The 18,797-nt window shown below is 68.5% G+C and carries 16 protein-coding genes and 1 pseudogene; 15 read left to right on the top strand and 2 right to left on the bottom strand.

The features are described from left to right. Positions 1-67 precede the first annotated feature (67 nt). The 5 genes from BR47_RS0114100 to BR47_RS0114120 all read left to right on the top strand — a co-directional run bounded on the left by BR47_RS0114100 (position 68) and on the right by BR47_RS0114120 (position 6,313). Complete coding sequence (locus tag BR47_RS0114100; RefSeq protein WP_029119908.1) at positions 68-2,857, top strand: helix-turn-helix transcriptional regulator; 2,790 nt, start codon at positions 68-70, stop codon at positions 2,855-2,857. A gap of 98 nt (positions 2,858-2,955) precedes the next feature. After that, entirely contained in the window at positions 2,956-3,846 is an 891-nt protein-coding gene (locus tag BR47_RS30510) for a hypothetical protein (RefSeq protein ID WP_036427319.1), read from the top strand. A 54-nt stretch (positions 3,847-3,900) separates the two neighbouring features. Beyond that, positions 3,901-4,827, top strand: a complete 927-nt coding sequence (locus tag BR47_RS0114110; protein ID WP_029119909.1) for an MBL fold metallo-hydrolase — start codon at positions 3,901-3,903, stop codon at positions 4,825-4,827. A gap of 26 nt (positions 4,828-4,853) precedes the next feature. Beyond that, on the top strand, positions 4,854-5,597 hold the full coding sequence (locus BR47_RS0114115; RefSeq protein WP_029119910.1) for an SDR family oxidoreductase: 744 nt from the start codon (positions 4,854-4,856) through the stop codon (positions 5,595-5,597). Continuing rightward, positions 5,594-6,313: an SDR family NAD(P)-dependent oxidoreductase gene (locus BR47_RS0114120; protein ID WP_020103148.1), complete on the top strand. Its 720-nt coding sequence runs from the start codon at positions 5,594-5,596 to the stop codon at positions 6,311-6,313. The genes BR47_RS0114115 and BR47_RS0114120 overlap by 4 nt, the downstream gene beginning before the upstream one ends. 55 nt (positions 6,314-6,368) lie before the next feature. Here the strand turns inward: BR47_RS0114120 and BR47_RS0114125 are convergent, their stop codons facing one another. Next, positions 6,369-7,283, bottom strand: coding sequence for an MBL fold metallo-hydrolase (locus tag BR47_RS0114125; protein WP_051634807.1), 915 nt, complete (start codon positions 7,281-7,283; stop codon positions 6,369-6,371). 208 nt (positions 7,284-7,491) lie between these two features. On the opposite strand from BR47_RS0114125, the gene BR47_RS0114130 reads away from it, so the two are divergent. From BR47_RS0114130 to BR47_RS0114155, 6 genes are all read left to right on the top strand, one after another. Further along, positions 7,492-8,109: a sigma-70 family RNA polymerase sigma factor gene (locus tag BR47_RS0114130; protein WP_029119912.1), complete on the top strand. Its 618-nt coding sequence runs from the start codon at positions 7,492-7,494 to the stop codon at positions 8,107-8,109. 37 nt (positions 8,110-8,146) lie between these two features. Further along, positions 8,147-8,827, top strand: a complete 681-nt coding sequence (locus tag BR47_RS0114135; protein WP_029119913.1) for a nitroreductase — start codon at positions 8,147-8,149, stop codon at positions 8,825-8,827. A gap of 92 nt (positions 8,828-8,919) precedes the next feature. After that, positions 8,920-9,321 carry a cupin domain-containing protein gene (locus BR47_RS0114140; RefSeq protein ID WP_020103152.1) on the top strand — a complete coding sequence of 134 codons (402 nt, stop codon included), beginning with the start codon at positions 8,920-8,922 and terminating at the stop codon, positions 9,319-9,321. A 73-nt stretch (positions 9,322-9,394) separates the two neighbouring features. Continuing rightward, entirely contained in the window at positions 9,395-10,138 is a 744-nt protein-coding gene (locus tag BR47_RS0114145) for an SDR family oxidoreductase (RefSeq protein ID WP_020103153.1), read from the top strand. A 66-nt stretch (positions 10,139-10,204) separates the two neighbouring features. Beyond that, positions 10,205-11,983 carry a flavin-containing monooxygenase gene (locus BR47_RS0114150; protein WP_020103154.1) on the top strand — a complete coding sequence of 593 codons (1,779 nt, stop codon included), beginning with the start codon at positions 10,205-10,207 and terminating at the stop codon, positions 11,981-11,983. Continuing rightward, positions 11,980-13,440, top strand: a complete 1,461-nt coding sequence (locus BR47_RS0114155; protein WP_029119914.1) for an aldehyde dehydrogenase — start codon at positions 11,980-11,982, stop codon at positions 13,438-13,440. Before BR47_RS0114150 ends, BR47_RS0114155 begins: the two co-directional genes overlap by 4 nt. 115 nt (positions 13,441-13,555) lie before the next feature. Here BR47_RS0114155 and BR47_RS30515 read toward each other — a convergent pair. Continuing rightward, a pseudogene (locus BR47_RS30515) lies at positions 13,556-14,699 on the bottom strand (NDMA-dependent alcohol dehydrogenase). Between the two features lie 108 nt (positions 14,700-14,807). Between BR47_RS30515 and BR47_RS0114165 the strand changes: the two are divergent. Genes BR47_RS0114165 through mnmA form a run of 4 tightly spaced genes read left to right on the top strand, consistent with a single transcriptional unit; the run spans position 14,808 to position 18,783 of the window. Next, positions 14,808-15,641: a GNAT family N-acetyltransferase gene (locus tag BR47_RS0114165; RefSeq protein WP_029119915.1), complete on the top strand. Its 834-nt coding sequence runs from the start codon at positions 14,808-14,810 to the stop codon at positions 15,639-15,641. Then, positions 15,638-16,492, top strand: coding sequence for a lysophospholipid acyltransferase family protein (locus tag BR47_RS0114170; protein ID WP_020103158.1), 855 nt, complete (start codon positions 15,638-15,640; stop codon positions 16,490-16,492). The genes BR47_RS0114165 and BR47_RS0114170 overlap by 4 nt, the downstream gene beginning before the upstream one ends. Before the next feature lie 33 nt (positions 16,493-16,525). Further along, the gene (locus BR47_RS0114175; RefSeq protein ID WP_029119916.1) at positions 16,526-17,713 is read left to right on the top strand and encodes a cysteine desulfurase family protein; all 1,188 of its coding nucleotides are present in this window, start codon (positions 16,526-16,528) and stop codon (positions 17,711-17,713) included. A 2-nt stretch (positions 17,714-17,715) separates the two neighbouring features. After that, positions 17,716-18,783, top strand: coding sequence for a tRNA 2-thiouridine(34) synthase MnmA (gene mnmA, locus BR47_RS0114180; RefSeq protein ID WP_029119917.1), 1,068 nt, complete (start codon positions 17,716-17,718; stop codon positions 18,781-18,783). Positions 18,784-18,797 lie beyond the last annotated feature (14 nt).

An 18,797-nucleotide genomic window follows, 5' to 3' on the forward strand; every position in this document is an offset into this window, starting at 1 on the left:
AACTTCGGTTTTGGGGCACCTTTGTGTCTGGGCATGACTGCTGACAGCAACCAGAACGGTGGTGCCGATGGCGAGCCAGGATCGCGGGCCGGTCTTGCGTGGCCGCGACAGCGAGATCACGACGCTGCGCGGCCTGTTGTCGGCCGCGCGGTCGGGTAGCAGTCAGGTGCTGGTCCTGCGGGGCGAGGCGGGGGTCGGGAAGACCGCGCTGCTGAGGTATGCGGTCAATGCCGCGGACGGATTCCGCTGTGTCCAGGTGACGGGCGTCGAGTCCGACATGGAGCTGGCCTACGCGGGCCTGCAGCAGCTGTGCGCGCCGCTGATGCATCACCTCGACGAGTTGCCGACGCCGCAGCGGGGTGCATTGGACGTGGCCTTCGGCCGCGGCGTCGGAGCGGCGCCGGACCGTTTCCTGGTGGGGCTCGCGGTGCTGAGCCTGTTGGCCGCCGCAACGGCGGATCAGCCGCTGTTGTGTGTGGTCGACGACGCGCAGTGGCTCGATCAGGTGTCGGTGCAGACCCTCGCTTTCGTGGCTCGGCGCTTCCTCGCCGAGCCTGTCGTGCTGCTGTTCGCGGCCCGTGACGCCGGAGCCGAGGCGCTGGGGACGCTGCCGGAGCTGGCGGTGACGGGGCTGTCCGATGCCGACGCCCGCGACCTGCTCGATTCGGTGCTGTTGGGGCGGGTCGACGAACGGGTGCGCGACCGCGTCGTCGCCGAGACGCGGGGGATCCCGCTGGCGCTCCTCGAGGTCCCCCGCAGTGTTTCTGCCGCCGAGCTCGCCGGTGGCTTCTGGAACATGGGCACCGGGCGCAGCGTGACGAGGCAGGTGGAGGACGGCTACCGGCGTCGCGTCGAGGCGCTGCCACCGGCTGCTCAGCAACTGTTGTTCCTCGCCGCCGCCGACTCGGTTGGGGACGCGGCGCTGTTCCAGAGGGCCGCAACGACTTTGGGGCTGTCCGTCGGTGCGCTGGCGCCGGCCGAGGCGGCCGGACTCATCGAGTTCGGCGCGCGGGTGCGTTTTGGCCATCCGTTGATGCGTTCGGCTGTCTATCGTGCGGCCGACGTGAACGCGCGCCGAGCGGTCCATCGGGCTCTGGCCGAGGCCACCGATCCCCGGCAGGATCCCGACCGCCGCGCATGGCATTTCGCCCACGCGGCGGCGGGGCCCGACGACGCTGTCGCCGCGGATCTCGAGCGCTCCGCCGGCCGGGCCAAGAGCAAGGGCGGTGTCGCCGCGGCAGCGGCCTTCCTGGAACGCGCGACGGTTCTCACCGCGGACCCGGCCCTGCGCGCGGCACGGGCGCTCGCGGCGGCACAGGCCAAGCGCGACGCGGCGGCACCGGCTGCGGCGCATGAACTCCTGGCGATCGCCGAACTCGGGCCACTGACGAATCTGCAACGGGCGCAAGTGGATCGGTTGCGGGCCGAGATGCAATTCGCCCGCAGCCGCGGCGGCGGGCCCGGCGTGCCGCCGCTGAGCGACGCCGTGCAGAAGTTGCTCGCCGCGGCACGAGATCTCGAGACGCTCGATGCCGACCTTGCCCACGAGACATATCTCGAGGCGCTCGCCGCGGCGATGTATGCGGGCCGGCTGGGTGGGCCGGACATGCTGGTACAGGTGGCCGAGGCCGCGGGCGCTGCCCTCGGCAGTGCGGCCGAGCTGCAACGGCCGGTGGACTTGCTGCTGAGCGGGGTGGCGAGCCGGATCGTCACCGGCGGCGGTACCGAACAGATGCGCGCCGCGCTGGAGCTCATGTGCCGGCACGCGCGGGACGCCGACGGCCAGCTCCTGCGGTGGATGCCGTTGGGACTCGCCATCGTTCAGGAATCGGCCGTCGGCGAGATTTGGGATGACGGCATCCACCGGCTGCTGGCCACCGCCGTGATTCGTCAGGCGCGTGACGCCGGTGCCTTGGCCGCGCTTCCGCCCGCACTCGCCTTCGGGGCCGGTGTGCATCTCCTGGCAGGCGAATTCGACACGGCGGCAGCACTTATCGCTGAGGCTGCCGTCATCTCGGCGGCGACCGACTATGCCCCGTTGCGGTACCACTCGCTGTCGTTGGCGGCGTTTCGTGGGGTTGCCGCCGATGCGGTCGGCCTCATCGAGTCCGCGGCGGCCGATGCGGCGGCCCGCGGCGAAGGCCGGGTACTCGGGGTCACTGGGTTTCTTTCGGCGGTCGTCTACAACGGACTCGGGCGTTATGCCGAAGCGTTCGCGGCGGCCAGGAACTGTTGCGACTATGACGATCTCGGCTTCTACAGCTGGGGTCTGATCGAGCTCGCCGAAGCCGCAACGCGCATCGGCGACAAGCAAACCGCGGAGTGGGCAGTGCAGCGGCTGGCCGCGCGCGCGGGCGCCAGCGGCACCGATTGGGGACTGGGAGCGCTCGCCCACGCGCGCGCCCTGGTGGCCGACGACGAGGACGCCGACGCCCTGTACACCGAGGCCATCGAACGGCTCGGGCGCACCGGCGTTGTCTTCCTGCAGGCCCGGGCCCGGTTGTGTTACGGGGAATGGCTGCGCCGCATGAACCGCCGCGTGGCGGCGCGGGAGCATCTCGCGGCGGCGTTCGAGATGCTCAATCGGATGGGGGCAGAGGCGTTCGCAGAGCGCACGCGCCGCGAGCTGATCGCCGCCGGCAAGAAGGTCCGCAAGGAGCCGGTCAGTTCCGGTGACGAGCTGACGACGCAAGAGGCCCAGATCGCCGAACTGGCCGCCGGCGGTCTGACCAACCAGGAGATCGGTGCCCAGCTGTTCATCAGCACCCACACCGTTGAATGGCATCTACGAAAAGTCTTCGTCAAGCTCGGGATCACCTCGCGGCGGCAGCTGCGCACGCTGTTCCCCGCGCGCTGAACTGGGCCACTGAACCACGTACTTCCAAGGGTCCGCCGCGGTCGGGGAGCGGCCATGCTGATCACATTCCGCGTAAATCCTTGAAGTGAAAGAGTTCCGTGTCCCGCATCCTGTTACAGACGACGATCACCGAGTGCGCCGACGATTGGGACGTCGGCCGGTTTTCGATGGTGGCAGACGAGTTGAGAGCGCGCGGTCATGACGTGACCGAACGCAATCGGGCATGCCTGACCGACGACCCGGTGCTGAGCCGTCTGGACGAGTTCGATTTCGACCAGTTGTGGCTGCTCGCGGTCGACGTCGGCGACGGTCTGACGGCGGCCGACGCCGACGGTATCCGGCGGTTCCGCGAGCGCGGCGGCGGTGTGCTCACCGCGCGCGATCACCAAGACCTGGGCTGCTGCCTGAACCGTCTCGGAATTCTCGGCGTGGTCAACGAATTCCACGACGACACCCGCGATGCCCCCGATCTGCGTGACGATCAGGACAACCCGAACATCTCGTGGCCCAACTACCACTCGGGCGCCAATGGCGACTATCAGCCGGTGCTGGTCGACGGCGAGCCGCACGAGCTGCTACGTACCAACCGCACCGCGAGCGGGCACATCGAATGGTTCCCCGCGCATCCGCATGAGGGCATGGTGACCGCGAAAGGTCCGCTCGCCCAGGCAATCGCGAGGGGCCGTAGTACCGCGACCGGCCGGTACTTCAATCTCGCCGTGGTGGTCGATGGTGAGCGATGTCCCGACGGCCGGCCGATGGGCCGCGTGGTCGCCGAGTCCACGTTTCACCATTTTGCCGACTACAACTGGGATCTCGGCGCCGGAGCACCGTCGTTCGTGTCCGATGTTCCCGGCACACAGATCAAGAACGACCCGTCGCGGCTGGCGGTCTTCAAGGACTACGTCGCCAATATCGCCGGGTGGCTCCACCCGGTCTCGACTACGGGGTTCCAAGGGTCCGATCAGGCTGCATCGCGACGACGCTGAATACCGCAGCTGAGGGCATCCGCTCCAGTGCTGGACCGCCGATAGGGATACGAAATGACGCTTGAGACAGTGGAATCCACCGCAGCAGCCGATGGCCGGGGACCCGACCAACCGGTGCCGTCGTACTACGCGCTTCCGGTCGGGGACATCGACGTCGTGGTGATCAGCGACGGCGTGCTGCCGATGTCGGCTCCGAGCTTGGCGACCAACGCCGACCCAGATATCCGGGCGGCCTGGCTGGATGACATGTTCCTGCCATCCGACAGTCTCGCGTTGCCGCTGAATCAGGTTGTCGTCCGTCGCGGAGAACAGACCATCCTCATCGACGCCGGAGTCGGCGTCGACTACCAGGACTTCACGCCACGGGCCGGACATTGGGGCGAACGCCTCGAGGCCGCCGGCATCGACCTCGCGACCGTGACCGACGTGGTTCTCACGCACATGCACTTCGATCACGTCGGCGGCCTGCTCGTCGAAGGGGTGAAGGACCGGCTGCGCCCGGACGTGCGAATCCACGCTGCTGCCGCCGAGGCAGAGTTCTGGGAGTCACCGGACTTTTCCCGCACCACGGTGAACGACGCCATGCAGGATGCAATGCGGTCTTCCGCCACAAGGTTTCTGACCGAGTACCGCAACGTGTTGCGGCCATTCGAGAGCGAGTACGAAGTCGCGCCGGGGGTGCTGGTCCGTCGCACCGGCGGACACACCCCGGGGCACAGTGTGGTCCGGCTGGCCTCCGGCGGCGACCGACTGACGTTCGCGGGTGACGCCGTGCTGCAGGCGGGATTCGACCACCCGGACTGGTTCAACGGTTTCGAACACGACCCCGAGGAAGCGGCGCGCGTGCGTGTCGGGCTGCTGCAGGAGCTGTCGTCGACCCGCGAGGCGCTCGTCGCGACGCACCTGCCGTTCCCATCGGTCTGCCATGTCGCAACCGCGGGCAACGCATTCCGGTGCGTGCCGGCCGTGTGGGAATCCTGAACCAGCAAATCGAAAGGGTGTGTCTGATGAAGATCACTGTGATGGGCGCCAGCGGCCAGATCGGTTCGAAGGTCGTCGCGCTGCTGAACGAAGCCGGTCACCAGACCGTGGCGGCGTCGCGGGACACGGGCGCCGATGTCCTCACCGGCGCGGGCCTGACCGAGGCCCTCGCGGGCTCCGACGTGTTGGTTGACGTCGTCAACTCGCCGGACTTCGCCGACGGGCCGGTACTGGACTTCTTCACCCGGTCGGCGACCAACCTGGTGGCCGCGGCGAAGGAGACCGGCGTCGGCCACTACGTGGCACTGTCGATCGTGGGCTGCGACGGTCTGCCCGACAGCGGCTACATGCGCGCCAAGGTCGCTCAGGAGCGCATCATCACCGAGTCGGGACTGCCCTACACCATCGTGCGGGCCACCCAGTTCCATGAGTTCGCCGACGCGATCACCGCATCGTTGACCGTCGACGGCGAAGTGCGGGTGCCCGAGGGCCTCATCCAGCCGATCGCCGGCGCCGACGTCGCCGCCGAAGTGGCTCGTGTCGCTCAGGCCGCGCCGGTCGACGGCATCGTGAACATCGGGGGCCCGGACAAGCTGACCTTCGCGGGCCTGGCCAAACTGGCGCTGGCCCACCGCGGTGAAAGCCTGCCGATCGTGGTCGACCCGGCCGCCGTGTACTTCGGCACCAAGGTCGGTGACACCGGCTTGGTCACCAGCGGCGACGCGATCATCTCGGACCTGCACCTGGCCGACTGGCTGGCCACCCAGTGACGGAGCTGACCGGGCTGACCGCGCTGGTGACGGGCGGGACCGCCGGAATCGGATACGAGACCGCGCGTCTGCTGGCTGCCGAAGGCGCCGCGGTGATCATCACCGGACGCTCCGCAGATCGCGGCGCCGCGGCGGCCGCCGAACTCGGGGTGCGATTCATCGCCGCAGACCTGGCGGACCTGGAATCGGTGAAAAGCCTTGCCCGCCAATGTGGTGATGTCGACATCGTGGTCAACAACGCCGCCAGCTTCCCGGGTGCGCTCACCGTGGAGCAGGACGTCGCGTCGTTCGAGTCGACGTTCGACACCAACGTGCGCGGCGCCTACTTCCTGGTGGCAGCGCTGGTACCGGGCATGCTCCGCCGCGGACGCGGGAGCATCGTCAACGTCACGTCCATGGTTGCGTTCAAAGGCGTACCGGGGGCGTCCAGCTACAGCGCCTCCAAGGCGGCATTGGAATCGTTGACCCGCACGTGGGCAACGGAATTCGGGCCGCAAGGAGTGCGCGTCAACAGCGTCGCGCCGGGACCGACGGCGACGCCGGGCGTCGTTGCCGAGTGGGGTGACACCAACGACGAGCTGGGTCGCGCACTGCCACTGGGCCGGACTGCGCAGCCGGCCGAGATCGCGCAGGCCGTGCTGTTCCTGGCGTCGCCACGGTCGAGTTTCATCACCGGATCGACCCTGCACGCCGACGGCGGCGGCGCGGCGGCGTGATCGCCGAAAACGGCCCCCGGACAACATGTCCGGGGGCCGTTTTCGTGGTCAGCGGTCAGTAATCCCAGGTTGCGGGAACGCACCGGAAGGTGTCGCCCGCAGCCGCCACGTGGCACACCGAGGGGAACGGCAGGTGCGTCGCCACCAGAGCCGATCCAGTCGCCGCTACCTCCCGCAGCAGGCCGACGCGGACGCGGGCCGCCTCCGCGGGATCGTGCTCGAAACCGTTCTGCCACTCGGGGTTGTCGAAACCGGGAGCGAACACCGCATCGCCCGCGAACATCAGCTTCTCGCCGCGGGACTCCAGCCGCACCACGCTGTGGCCGGGAGTGTGCCCGCCGGTGCGGGAGATGAGCACGCCCGGCGCCACCTCGTAGTCCGTCTCGAAAGTCCGCAATTGGCCGCGGTATTCGTTCAGGAACTGGGTGGCGACCCGCTTCAGCACGTCCGGAATGGGCTGCGGCATGACCGTGCGGGAGAAATCGGGCGCCTCCCAGAACTCGGCCTCGGCGGTCGACGCGTGGACGCGCAGATCGGCACGCAGCCGGTCCTTGAGCCCTTCGGTGATCAGCCCGCCGACGTGGTCCATGTGCATGTGGGTCAGCACGACGTCGGTCACCGAATCGAGATCGACGCCCGCGGCCTCCAGACGCTGGATCGTCTGGCCGGCGCGCGGGAAGTCCGGGAACTCGAGCCCCAGCCCGGCGTCGACCAGGATCGTCTGATCACCGCTGCGCACCACGACGACGTTCAGCGGCCAGTCGACGATCTCCGGCGGCAGGAAGTTGTCGTTCAGCCACTCCGCCAGGTCGGCCGGCGGGGTGGTGGTGGCCAATGTCGATGCGGTGATCGGCAGTACACCGTCGCTGATGACCAGTACTTCGATGTCGCCCACCTGCACGGCGTAGCGCGACGGAACCAACTCGTCGAGCCCCGTCTGCCCGAGGTGGGAAATGTTGTCCAAGCTCACGTTGTCTCCTTTGGCTGCATCGTTCGGCAGGGAATTCACCCTGCGCGGGGTTGAACGCGAGCCACCCCGCGAAGTCATCCGTGCCGGCACGCACCACGGATTGGGGCAACGGACTACGTACTTTCAAAGGTTCGCCGCGGCCGCCGCTCGACGAGTCTGAGTTCGGCGGATTTCACCGTCACTGGTTGAAAACAGGGAGGCCTCGAACGTGACGGCAGCGCCGGCACCGGATTCCGAACTCGCCGCCCGGTTCGTCGTCGAGGCCGTCCCGTTGTTCGATGCGCTCGGACGCGGCGCCCGACGGCTGACGGACTCCGACGCCGACGCCGAAGATCTCTTGCAGGACACGCTGTTACACGCCTTCGAGGGCTTCGGGTCGTTTCGGCCGGGCACGAACCTCAACGCGTGGCTCTTCCGGATTCTGCACAACCGCTGGGTCAGCAGACACCGGTACCGGCAGTGCCGTCCCGCCGAGGTGGCACTCGAGATGTTCACCGCGAGTGGCCATGAGCGGTCGGCTGTCCATCGTTCGGCCGAGGTCGAGGTGCTGGACGTGATGCCCGACGACGACGTCGTGGCCGCGCTGTCGGAGCTGACCGACGGCGCCCGGACGGCGGTCTTCTACGTCGGGATTCAGGGTTATACCTACGCCGAGACGGCCGCGCTCATGGGTGTCCCGATGGGCACGGTGATGTCGCGGGTTTCGCGAGGGCGGCGGCAACTGCGTACCGCGCTGTCGCACCTGGACCGTCAACAGGATTCGGCGTGCCGGCCGGGGACCACGAATTTCCAAGGGTCCGCAGGCGGGCCACAGCCTGCAGGCTGAAGTGGACAGTTGAAGCGGACCGGAAAGCAGGTTCACCGTGGACGTCTACGAGGCAGTGACCACCAGGCGCTCGGTGCGTGGTTTCATCGACAAAGAAGTACCCAGAGACGTGATCGAGCGCGTGCTGACCGCGGCTGCGTGGGCACCGTCTGGCTCGAACATCCAGCCATGGAACATCTACGTCGTGACGGGCTCGCCACTGGCCGAGCTGAAGAAGCGCGCGGTGGGGCGGGTGGCCGACGGAGTCCTTTGGGACGACCGGGAATACGTGATGTACCCGCCGGCGATGAAGTCGCCGTACCGCGACCGCCGCGAGGCGTTCGGCAACGAGCGTTACAGCGCACTCGGCATCGCACGGGAGGACTGGGAGGCGCGTCAGCGGGCCGCGATCGCCAACTGGGACTGTTTCGGCGCACCGGCCGCCCTGTTCTGCTACATCGACCGGGATCTGGGAGTGGCCCAGTGGGCCGACCTCGGGATGTATCTGCAGAGCGTCATGCTGCTGTTGCGCGCCGAGGGGCTGCACAGCTGCCCGCAGATGGCCTGGTCGCAGGTACACAACACCGTCGCCGAGGTCCTGTCGCCGCCGAGCGAGCTGATGCTGTTCTGCGGCATGTCGATCGGTTACGAAGACGCCGCCGTCGAATACGTCCGGACCGGCCGGGCCCCACTGGGCGAAACCGTCACATTCATCGGGGACCAGGGCGCCCGGCCCTGACCCACCGACTACGGGCTTCCAAGGGTCCCATCGCCCTGCACAGCTGAGAGTCTGAATCCACCGATCCCGCCGAATTCAGTTGAGGAGCAAGCATGTTCGCCACATCGGACGACATAGCCAACGCCATCACGACCATCCAGACCGTCACGCCGCCGTTCATTCCGGCCGGTGCGCACGTGATGACGGTGATCATCGAGTGGCCGCCCGGAGGGGCCGGAGCGCCACCGCACCGTCACCCGGGCGGACCGGCGTTCGGCTATGTGCTGGACGGGGAGATGCTCTTCGAGCTCGAAGGCGAGGCCCCGCGCGTGGTCAGGGCGGGGGAGGCGTTCTGGGAGCCCGGGGGCGACGTCATCCACTATTCCGACGGCAACAACCGCTCGGACATCCCGGTGCGGTACCTCGTCACGATGGTCTGCAACCCGGACGTGCCGATGCTCGTGGTCGTCGACGACGACGAACTCGAAGCCCGCAAGGATCGCCGGGTCCGCTGACGGCCGACGAACCGCCGCTCAGCGGCCAGAGCTGCTGTAGCACAACAGAAATCAACGATGAAAGGCATGACTCATGAAGATCACTGTGATAGGGGCCAGCGGCCAGATCGGTTCCAAGGTCGTCGCGCTCTTGGGTGCCGCGGGCCACGACACCGTTGCCGCCTCCCGTGAGTCCGGCGCTGATGTCCTCACCGGCGCGGGCCTTGCCGACGCACTGGCCGGCGCCGATGTACTCGTCGACGTCGTCAACTCGCCCGACTTCTCCGACGGGCCGGTGCTCGACTTCTTCACCAAATCGGCGACGAACCTGACGACCGCAGCCAAGGACGCGGGCGTCGGCCACTACGTTGCGTTGTCCATCGTGGGCTGCGACGGTCTGCCGGACAGTGGGTACATGCGGGCCAAGGTCGCTCAGGAGCGCATCATCACCGGATCGGGGTTGCACTACACCATCGTTCGGGCCACGCAGTTCCACGAATTCGCCGAGGCGATCACGGCCTCACTGACCGTCGACGGCGTCGTGCGCGCGCCGGAAGGCCTCATCCAGCCGATGGCCGGCAAGGATGTCGCAGCCGAAGTTGCCCGCGCGGCGCAGGCCGCGCCGATCGACGGGATCACCAATATCGGCGGGCCGGAGAAGATGACCTTCGCGCGGCTGGCCGAGCTGGCCCAGGCCCACAGCGGCAGCACGCTGCCGATCGTGACCGACCCGGCGGCCGTCTACTTCGGCACGAAGGTCGGCGACACGGGTCTGGTCACCGGTGCCGACGCCACCATCGCCACCACCCGTCTGCAGGACTGGCTGGCCGCGCACTGACCGCAGGCCGCTGTCGCAGCGCGAAAGGCCCTTGCCAGAAACTGAAACGTGTTCCAATATGCATCGATGACGCATGGCGGGAGCTCGGGCAGCGACGGCACGACGTTCGACCCTGACGCGCTGCGGCAGCGGTACGCCGAGGAGCGCGCCCGTCGGCTGCGTTCCGACGGCATCGGCCAGTACGTGGAGATCGCCGGCCGGTTCGCGACCTTCGGTGAAGACCCTTGGGCCGAGCCGGGTTTCACCCGTGCGCCGCTGACCGACGAGGTCGACGTCGCGATCATCGGCGCCGGTTTCGGCGGGTTGCTCACCGGTGCCCGGCTGCGGGAACTGGGCGTGGCGGACATCCGGCTGATCGACAAGGCCGCCGACGTGGGCGGCACCTGGTACTGGAACCGCTATCCCGGCATCGCCTGTGACGTCGAGTCGTACGTGTACATGCCGCTGCTGGAAGAACTGGGTTATGTGCCGACCGAGAAGTACGCCAAGGGCGCCGAGATTTTCGCGCACTGCCAGGCCATCGCCGAGCACTACGACCTGTACCGCAACGCGTGCCTGCAGACCGAGGTGCGGGAAATCCGTTGGGACGCAGCCGATTCGCGGTGGGTGATCGCCACCAACCACGGCGACGCCATTCGTGCCCGGTTCGTCTCGATGGCCAACGGCTACCTGCAGAAGCCCAAACTGCCCGGGATCGAGGGCATCACCGAGTTCGCAGGCCACGCCTTCCACACCAGCCGCTGGGACTACGCCTATACCGGCGCGGGCCTGGAAAACCTGGCCGACAAGCGCGTCGGCATCATCGGCACGGGCGCGACGTCGATCCAGTGCGTGCCGCGCCTGGCGCCGGCCGTCGGGGAGCTGTTCGTATTCCAGCGGACGCCGTCGACGGTCGACGTGCGGGCCAACGCGCCCACCGACCCGGACTGGGCCGCGGCGCTGGAACCCGGTTGGCAGCAGCGCCGCATCGAGAATTTCCAGATCCTCACCGCCGGCGGCCAGGCCGACGAGGATTTGGTGGCCGACGCCTGGACCAGCCTGGCCAAGGCCATGCCGATTGCCAAAGAGGGCACCGATCCGCAGGCGTCGACGGCGGAGTTGGCGGACTTCGCCAAGATGGAGCAGATCCGGGCGCGCATCGACGCGCTGGTGACCGACCCGGCCACCGCCGAAGGGCTCAAGCCCTGGTACGGCTACTACTGCAAGCGGCCCTGTTTCCATGACGAGTATCTGCAGACGTTCAACCGCGATAACGTCACCCTGGTCGACACCCGGGGCCGGGGTGTCGAGAAAATCAGCGCACGCGGGGTTGTCGTGGACGGCACCGAATACCCGCTCGACTGCCTGATTTTCGCCACCGGATTTGAGGTCGGCACCGACTACACGCGGCGCACCGGGTTCGAGGTGATCGGCCGTGACGGAAAGACGTTGACCGAGAAGTGGTCCGATGGGGTGCGCACGCTACATGGTTTGCATGTCAACGGTTTTCCGAACTGCTTCATCGCGAGCATCGCGCAGTCCGGATTCACGGTGAACTTCCCGTACCTGATCGACACGCAGTCGCGACACACCGCGTGGGTGATCGCGTGGGCGCTCAAGAATGACATCACCAAATTGGAGGCGAGCGCGGCCGCCGAGGACGGCTGGGTCCGCGATGTGGTGGCGCGTTCCGTGGTGATCTCCGGCCGGCGCGAAGCCTGCACACCCGGCTACTACAACCGCGAAGGGCAGCCCAGCGACCGGCTGAACCAGGACAGCTTCTTCTTCGGCAGCCCCACCGAATACGCCGACATCCTCGCAGCCTGGCGGGATGCGGAAACCCTTGAGGGGCTGGTCATCACGTGAGCACCGCCCTGCTGATCGACGGGCAGCTGGTGCCCGGGCGCGGCGGCGAGTTCGCGACAATCAACCCGGCCACCGAGGAGACGTTAGGGTACGCCGCCGACGCTGACGCCGACGACATGGATCGGGCCATCGCGGCGGCCCGCACCGCCTTCGACGACACCGACTGGTCGCGCGACACCGCGCTACGGGTGCACTGCCTGCGGCAGTTGCGCGACGCGCTGGGCGACGAGATCGAGCACCTGCGCGCCATCACCGTGGCCGAGGTGGGCGCGCCGGTCTCACTGACCTACGGCGGGCACCTGCAGGCACCGGTCGATGGCCTGGGCTACGTCGCCGATCTCGCTGAAAACTACACGTGGACAACCGATCTCGGAGAGGCTGCGCCGTTCGGTAAACCGACTCGGCGCACCGTCGTCCGCGAGCCTTGCGGCGTCGTCGGCGCCGTCACTCCGTGGAACTTCCCGCACCAGATCAACTTCGCCAAGCTGGGCCCGGCGCTGGCGGCCGGCAACACCGTCGTGCTCAAGGCCGCGCCGGACACCCCGTGGTGTGCTGCCGAGGTTGGCCGGATCATCAACGAGCGCACCGACTTTCCCGCGGGCGTGGTCAACGTCGTCACTTCGGCCGATCATGCGCTCGGCGCGCAGTTGACCGAGGACCCCCGGGTGGACCTGGTGTCGTTCACCGGCTCGACGGCCACCGGCCGCGCCGTCATGGTGGCCGCCTCGCACACCATCAAGAAGGTGTTCCTGGAACTGGGCGGCAAATCCGCGTACATCGTGCTCGACGACGCCGACCTACCCGCGGCCTGCGCCGCCGCGGCCGCCGGTGTCGCGATGCACGCTGGGCAGGGCTGTGCCTTCACCACGCGGCTGCTGGTGCCCCGCGCGCGGTACGACGAGGCCGTCACCGCGGCCGCAACGGCCATGTCCAGCATCGGTTTTGGCGACCCCACCGACCCGCAGACCCTGTGCGGCCCATTGATCTCCGCGCGCCAGCGCGACCGCGTCGAGCGCTACCTTCGGCTGGCGCTGGAGGAGGGTGGCCGGTTTGCCTGCGGCGGCGGCCGGCCGGCAGACCGAGCCAGTGGCTTCTTCATCGAGCCGACCGTCATCGCCGGGCTCACCAACGATGCCCGGGTGGCGCGCGAGGAGATCTTCGGGCCGGTGCTCACCGTCATCGCCCACGACGGTGACGCCGACGCCGTCCGCATCGCCAACGACTCGCCGTACGGATTGTCCGGCGCGGTCGTCGGCACCGATCAGGCTCGCGTCGACTGGGTGGCGTCGCGGCTGCGGACCGGGACCATCAACGTCAACGGCGGCGTCTGGTACTCACCCGACGCGCCCTTCGGCGGCTACAAGCAGTCGGGGATCGGCCGGGAGATGGGCGTGGCCGGTTTCGAGGAGTATCTGGAGACGAAGCTGGTCGCCCGCGGTATCTCCGGCACGCGTTGACCCTGTACCTACGCAGCATTTGTGCGAGTAACCACCGCCCTGGTTACAGGGTCAACGTGAGGTGGGAGCGCGAGCGCGTTGAGGCTGTACCTATGGCGCATTCGTGCGAGTGCGCCTACACGCCGTAATCGATCACCGCGCGAACAACCCGGCCGCCCAACAGATCATCGAAGGCCTCGTTGATGTCGTCGAGACGGTAGCGCCGCGTGATCATCTCGTCGAGCTTGAGCCGGCCCTCCTGGTAGAGCCGCGCCAGGGCCGGCACTTCGGTGGTCGGATTGCAGGAGCCGAACAGCGTGCCGCACAGGTTCTTGTTCATCAGGATCAGGTCCTGCAGGTCGAGTTGCACGGCCCCGGCCGACGGCGCCGCCATCCCCGTCAGCACGCAGGTGCCGCCCTTGCGGGTCAGGGACAAGGCATCGGCAACGTCGCCGTCACCGATCAGCGACGGTGACACGATCACGGCATCGGCCATCACGCCGCGCGTCAGATCCCGTACCAGCGCAGCAGCTTCAGCGATGGTCACCGCGGTGTGGGTCGCGCCGAACCCGACCGCCGAATCCCGCTTGAACGCCACCGGATCGACGGCCACAACATGAGCCGCCCGACCCAACGCAGCACCCTGGATGGCGGCGGTACCGATACCGCCGACCCCGATCACCACCACGGTGTCGCCGGCACGTACTCCGGCGCGGCGCACCGCCGATCCGTAGCCGGTGGGCACTGCGCACGACAGCAGTGCGCTGGGCACGAGCGGCAACGACGGGTCGATCTTCACGAGCGAATCCGCTGCCACCACAGTATGTTCGGCGAACGCGCCGATCTTCGAGGTGTGCCGCAGTTCCTCACCCGCGAGGCTGTGATGACGGAAGGTGCCGTCAGTGGGCATGCCCGGGATGAGCGTGCCGGCGCCGACATCGCACAGGTACTCCATACCGGCTGTGCACCAACGACATTTCCCGCACACCGCCAGGAACGACGTCACCACGTGGTCGCCGGGGGGAGAAGCGCGTCACTCCCGGCCCGACCTCCAGGACTACCGCCGATCCCTCGTGACCCCCGATGGTGGGCGGCATGCCCGGCACCACAGCACCTTTCGGCGCGGCCAGCTGGCCCGACCGGATGTGATCGTCGGAGTGGCACAGCCCGGCGGCTGCCATCTGCAACAGCACCTCACCGGCGCGCGGCGGGTCGAGCTCGAATTCCTCGACCGACCAGTCCCCGCCGACCTCACGGATGATCGCGGCACGGCTTCTCATCGCGGCATCATGCGCCGAATGTAACGGACCGTGATGTTTCGCAACCGGTCATCAACGCGTTACGTGATTGATGCCGCCGCGCCGAACGGCTCCGTCACCGTGCTGAACATGAGCACTAGTTCTGTACTCATCGCCCCTGAAGACACCAGTTCATCGACCGGCACCCCGCGCTACACGCTGCTGCTGTCGGCCGATCGGGAACATATCGAAGCCGCGCAACGGCTTCGTCACCACGTGTTCACCTCGGAGCCGGGTTACACCCTCACCGATGACAGCCCCGGTTTCGAAAGTGGCCGGGACGCTGACCGATTCGACGAGTTCTGCGACCACCTGCTGGTCCGCGACGACAACACCGGCGAATACGTCGGCTGCTACCGCATGCTGCCGCCGCCCGGCGCCATCGCCGCGGGTGGGCTGTACACCGCAACGGAATTCGACGTCAGCGCGCTCGATACCCTGCGCCCGTCACTGGTCGAGATGGGCCGCGCCGTTGTGCGCGCCGACCACCGCAACGGCGCCGTCGTGCTGCTCATGTGGGGCGGCATCCTGGCCTACCTGGACCACAGCGGCTACGACTACGTCACCGGCTGCGTGTCGGTACCCATCCAGGGCGGCCCGGACGAGGCCCCGGCCAGCCAGATTCGCGGTGTCCGCGACTTCGTCAACAAGCGGCACGCCTCGGAATACAAGGTGCGCCCGTACCGCCCGGTCATCATCGACGGCAAGCTGCTCGACGACATCGAGCCGCCGGCCCGCGTGACGGTGCCGCCACTGATGCGCGGCTACCTGCGCCTCGGCGCGAAGGTGTGCGGCGACCCGGCCTACGACCCCGACTTCGGTGTCGGTGACTTCCCGGCCCTGCTGGACAAGCGCGAAGCCGACGTCCGGTACCTGACCCGGCTGCGCTCGGCGGCTGCCGCGACCGACAAGGCCGCGCAGTGACCACGCCGGTCACGGCGGCGGAGCACGCCTGGCTGCCCAAGGCGTCGTGCGACGCCAGCTGCATCCGGGTGGACTCCGCGCACATCAGCCGCCCCTTCGTGGTTGTGCTGCGCACGACCGTCCGGCTCATCATGACGATGCTGCTGCTGCCGGCACTGCCGCTGCTGGCGGTGCCGCTGCCCGGCAAGTCCCGCATCCAGCGGCTGTACTGCCGCCTGATGCTGCGCTGCCTCGGCGTGCGGATCACCGTCTCCGGCGGCCCCATCCGCAACCTGAGCGGCGTGCTGGTGGTCGCCGGGCACGTGTCCTGGGTCGACATCTTCGCGATCGGTGCCGTCATGCCCGGCTCGTTCGTGGCTCGTGCCGACCTCATCGAGTGGCCCGCGCTCGGGTTCGTGGCCCGGCTGCTCAAGGTCATCCCGATCGACCGCCACAGCCTGCGCGGCCTGCCCGACGTCGTCCGCACCGTCGGGGACCGGCTCTCCGCAGGTCAGACGGTCGTCGCGTTCCCGGAGGGCACCACGTGGTGCGGCCTGGGGCACGGCACCTTCGCGCCGGCGATGTTCCAGGCCGCGATCGACACCGGACGCCCCGTCCAGCCGCTGCAGCTGACCTACCGGCACCGCAACGGCGCGCAGTCGACCATCCCGGCGTTCATCGGCGACGATTCGCTGCTGACGTCGATCAAACGCGTCATCACCGCCAAGCTGACGGTGTGCCACATGCAGGTGCAGTCGCTGCAACTGCCCGGCACCGATCGGCGCGATCTGGCCGGCCGCTGCCAGGCCGCGGTGCACGAGGTCGGTCCGCTGCCCGTCGCTCCTGTTCACGGGCGCGCGCTGGCAGCCTGACCGGTTTGGCCTGGCCGGTATCCTGGACAGGCCATGAGCCCCGCATATCTGGACCACGCCGCCACTACCCCGATGCAGCCCGCTGCCATCGAGGCGATGACGGCGGTCCTGGCGGCCGGCGGTAACGCGTCCTCGCTGCACACGTCGGGCCGGGCTGCGCGGCGCCGGATGGAGGAGGCCCGTGAGTCCCTGGCCCAGCAGCTGGGCGCCCGGCCCTCCGAGGTGATCTTCACCGCCGGCGGTACCGAGAGTGACAACCTGGCGGTCAAGGGCATCTTCTGGGCCCGCCGGGACACCTGTCCGGGACGCCGCCGGATCGTGACGTCGCCGATCGAGCACCATGCGGTGCTCGACGCCGTCGAGTGGCTCGTCGAACACGAGGGCGCGGAAGTGACCTGGCTGCCCGTGGACGCCACCGGCGCCACGTCCGCCGAAGCCCTGCGCCAGATTCTCGAGACCCACGACGATGTCGCGCTCGTCAGCGTGATGTGGGCCAACAACGAGGTCGGCACCATTCAGCCGATCGCCGAATTGGCCACTGTCGCCGCCGAATTCGGCGTGCCGATCCACAGCGACGCCATCCAGGCGATCGGTGCGGTGCCGGTCGATTTCGCCGCGAGCGGGCTGTCCGCCATGAGCGTGGCAGCACACAAGTTCGGTGGTCCCACCGGCGTCGGTGCGCTGCTGCTGCGCCGCGACGTCGCGTGCGTGCCGCTGCTGCACGGCGGCGGTCAGGAGCGTGACGTGCGTTCGGGCACACCGGATGTCGCGGGCGTGGTCGCCATGGCTGCCGCCGCACGCGTTGCGGTGGAGGGCCTGGACGCCTACCGCACCCGGATCGGCGCCCTGCGGGACCGACTGGTCGACGGCGTGCTGTCGGGCATCGACGACGTCGTGCTGAACGGCGGCACCGGCGAGGACCGGCTTCCGGGCAACGCGCACTTCACTTTTCGTGGCTGCGAGGGTGATGCCCTGCTGATGCTGCTGGACGCCAAAGGTGTCGAGTGCTCGACGGGTTCGGCCTGCACGGCGGGCGTCGCGCAGCCGTCACATGTTTTGATCGCGATGGGCGCCGATCCGGCGAGTGCCCGCGGATCACTCCGATTTTCGTTGGGGCACACCAGTTCTGACGCCGACATCGATGCCGCGCTGGCCGTGTTGCCGGCGGCGGTCGAGCGGGCGCGTCAGGCCGCACTGGCCAGTGCCGGGTTGGGAAGGTAGTCATGCGGGTTCTGGTAGCGATGAGCGGGGGAGTGGACTCCTCGGTGGCCGCGGCGCGCATGGTCGACGCCGGCCATGACGTGGTGGGCGTGCACCTGGCGCTGTCCACCGCGCCCGGGACCCTGCGCACCGGGTCGCGCGGCTGCTGCTCGAAGGAGGACGCGGGAGATGCCCGCCGCGTCGCCGACATCCTGGAAATCCCGTTCTACGTCTGGGATTTCGCGGAACGCTTCAAGGAAGACGTCATCGACGACTTCGTCGAGTCGTACGCCCGTGGTGAGACGCCGAACCCCTGCGTGCGCTGCAACGAGAAGATCAAGTTCTCGGCGCTGTCGGCCCGTGCCCTGGCCCTGGGATTCGACGCCGTGGCGACCGGGCACTACGCGCGGCTGGAGGACGGCCGGTTGCGCCGTGCCGTCGACGCGGACAAGGACCAGTCCTACGTGCTCGGCGTGCTGACGGCCGAACAACTCAGCCATGCCCTGTTCCCGATCGGTGACACCCCCAAGCCTCAGATCCGGCAGGAGGCCGCCGAGCGCGGGCTGGCGGTCGCCGACAAGCCGGACAGTCACGACATCTGCTTCATCCCGTCCGGTGACACCCGGGCCTTCCTCGGCGCCCGCATCGGCATCCGGCCGGGCGCGGTCGTCGACGCCGGGGGCACGAAGCTCGCCGAGCATGACGGAGTGCACGGGTTCACCATCGGTCAGCGCAAGGGCCTGGGCATCGCGGGTCCGGGGCCGGACGGCCTGCCGCGCTACGTCACGGGCATCGATGCCGAGACCGGGACCGTCCACGTCGGTGGTGTGGCAGACCTCGAGATCCACGAACTGACGGGCGAGCGTCCGGTGTTCACCTCGGGTGTGCCGTTTGATGGTCCGGTGGAATGCCTGATCCAGGTACGGGCGCACGGCGGACTGGCCGATGCGGTCGCAGAGTTCGCGGACGGCGTGCTCGACGTGCAGCTGCGCACTCCGCTGCGCGGCGTCGCCCCAGGTCAGACCATGGTGCTGTACCGCCGCGACCCGGACGGCGACGAGGTCATCGCCAGCGCCACGATCGCGCGCTGATCCCATCCAAAAGC

It is taken from the genome of Mycobacterium sp. UNC410CL29Cvi84 (assembly GCF_000686745.1).
GTDB lineage: Bacteria > Actinomycetota > Actinomycetes > Mycobacteriales > Mycobacteriaceae > Mycobacterium > Mycobacterium mucogenicum_B.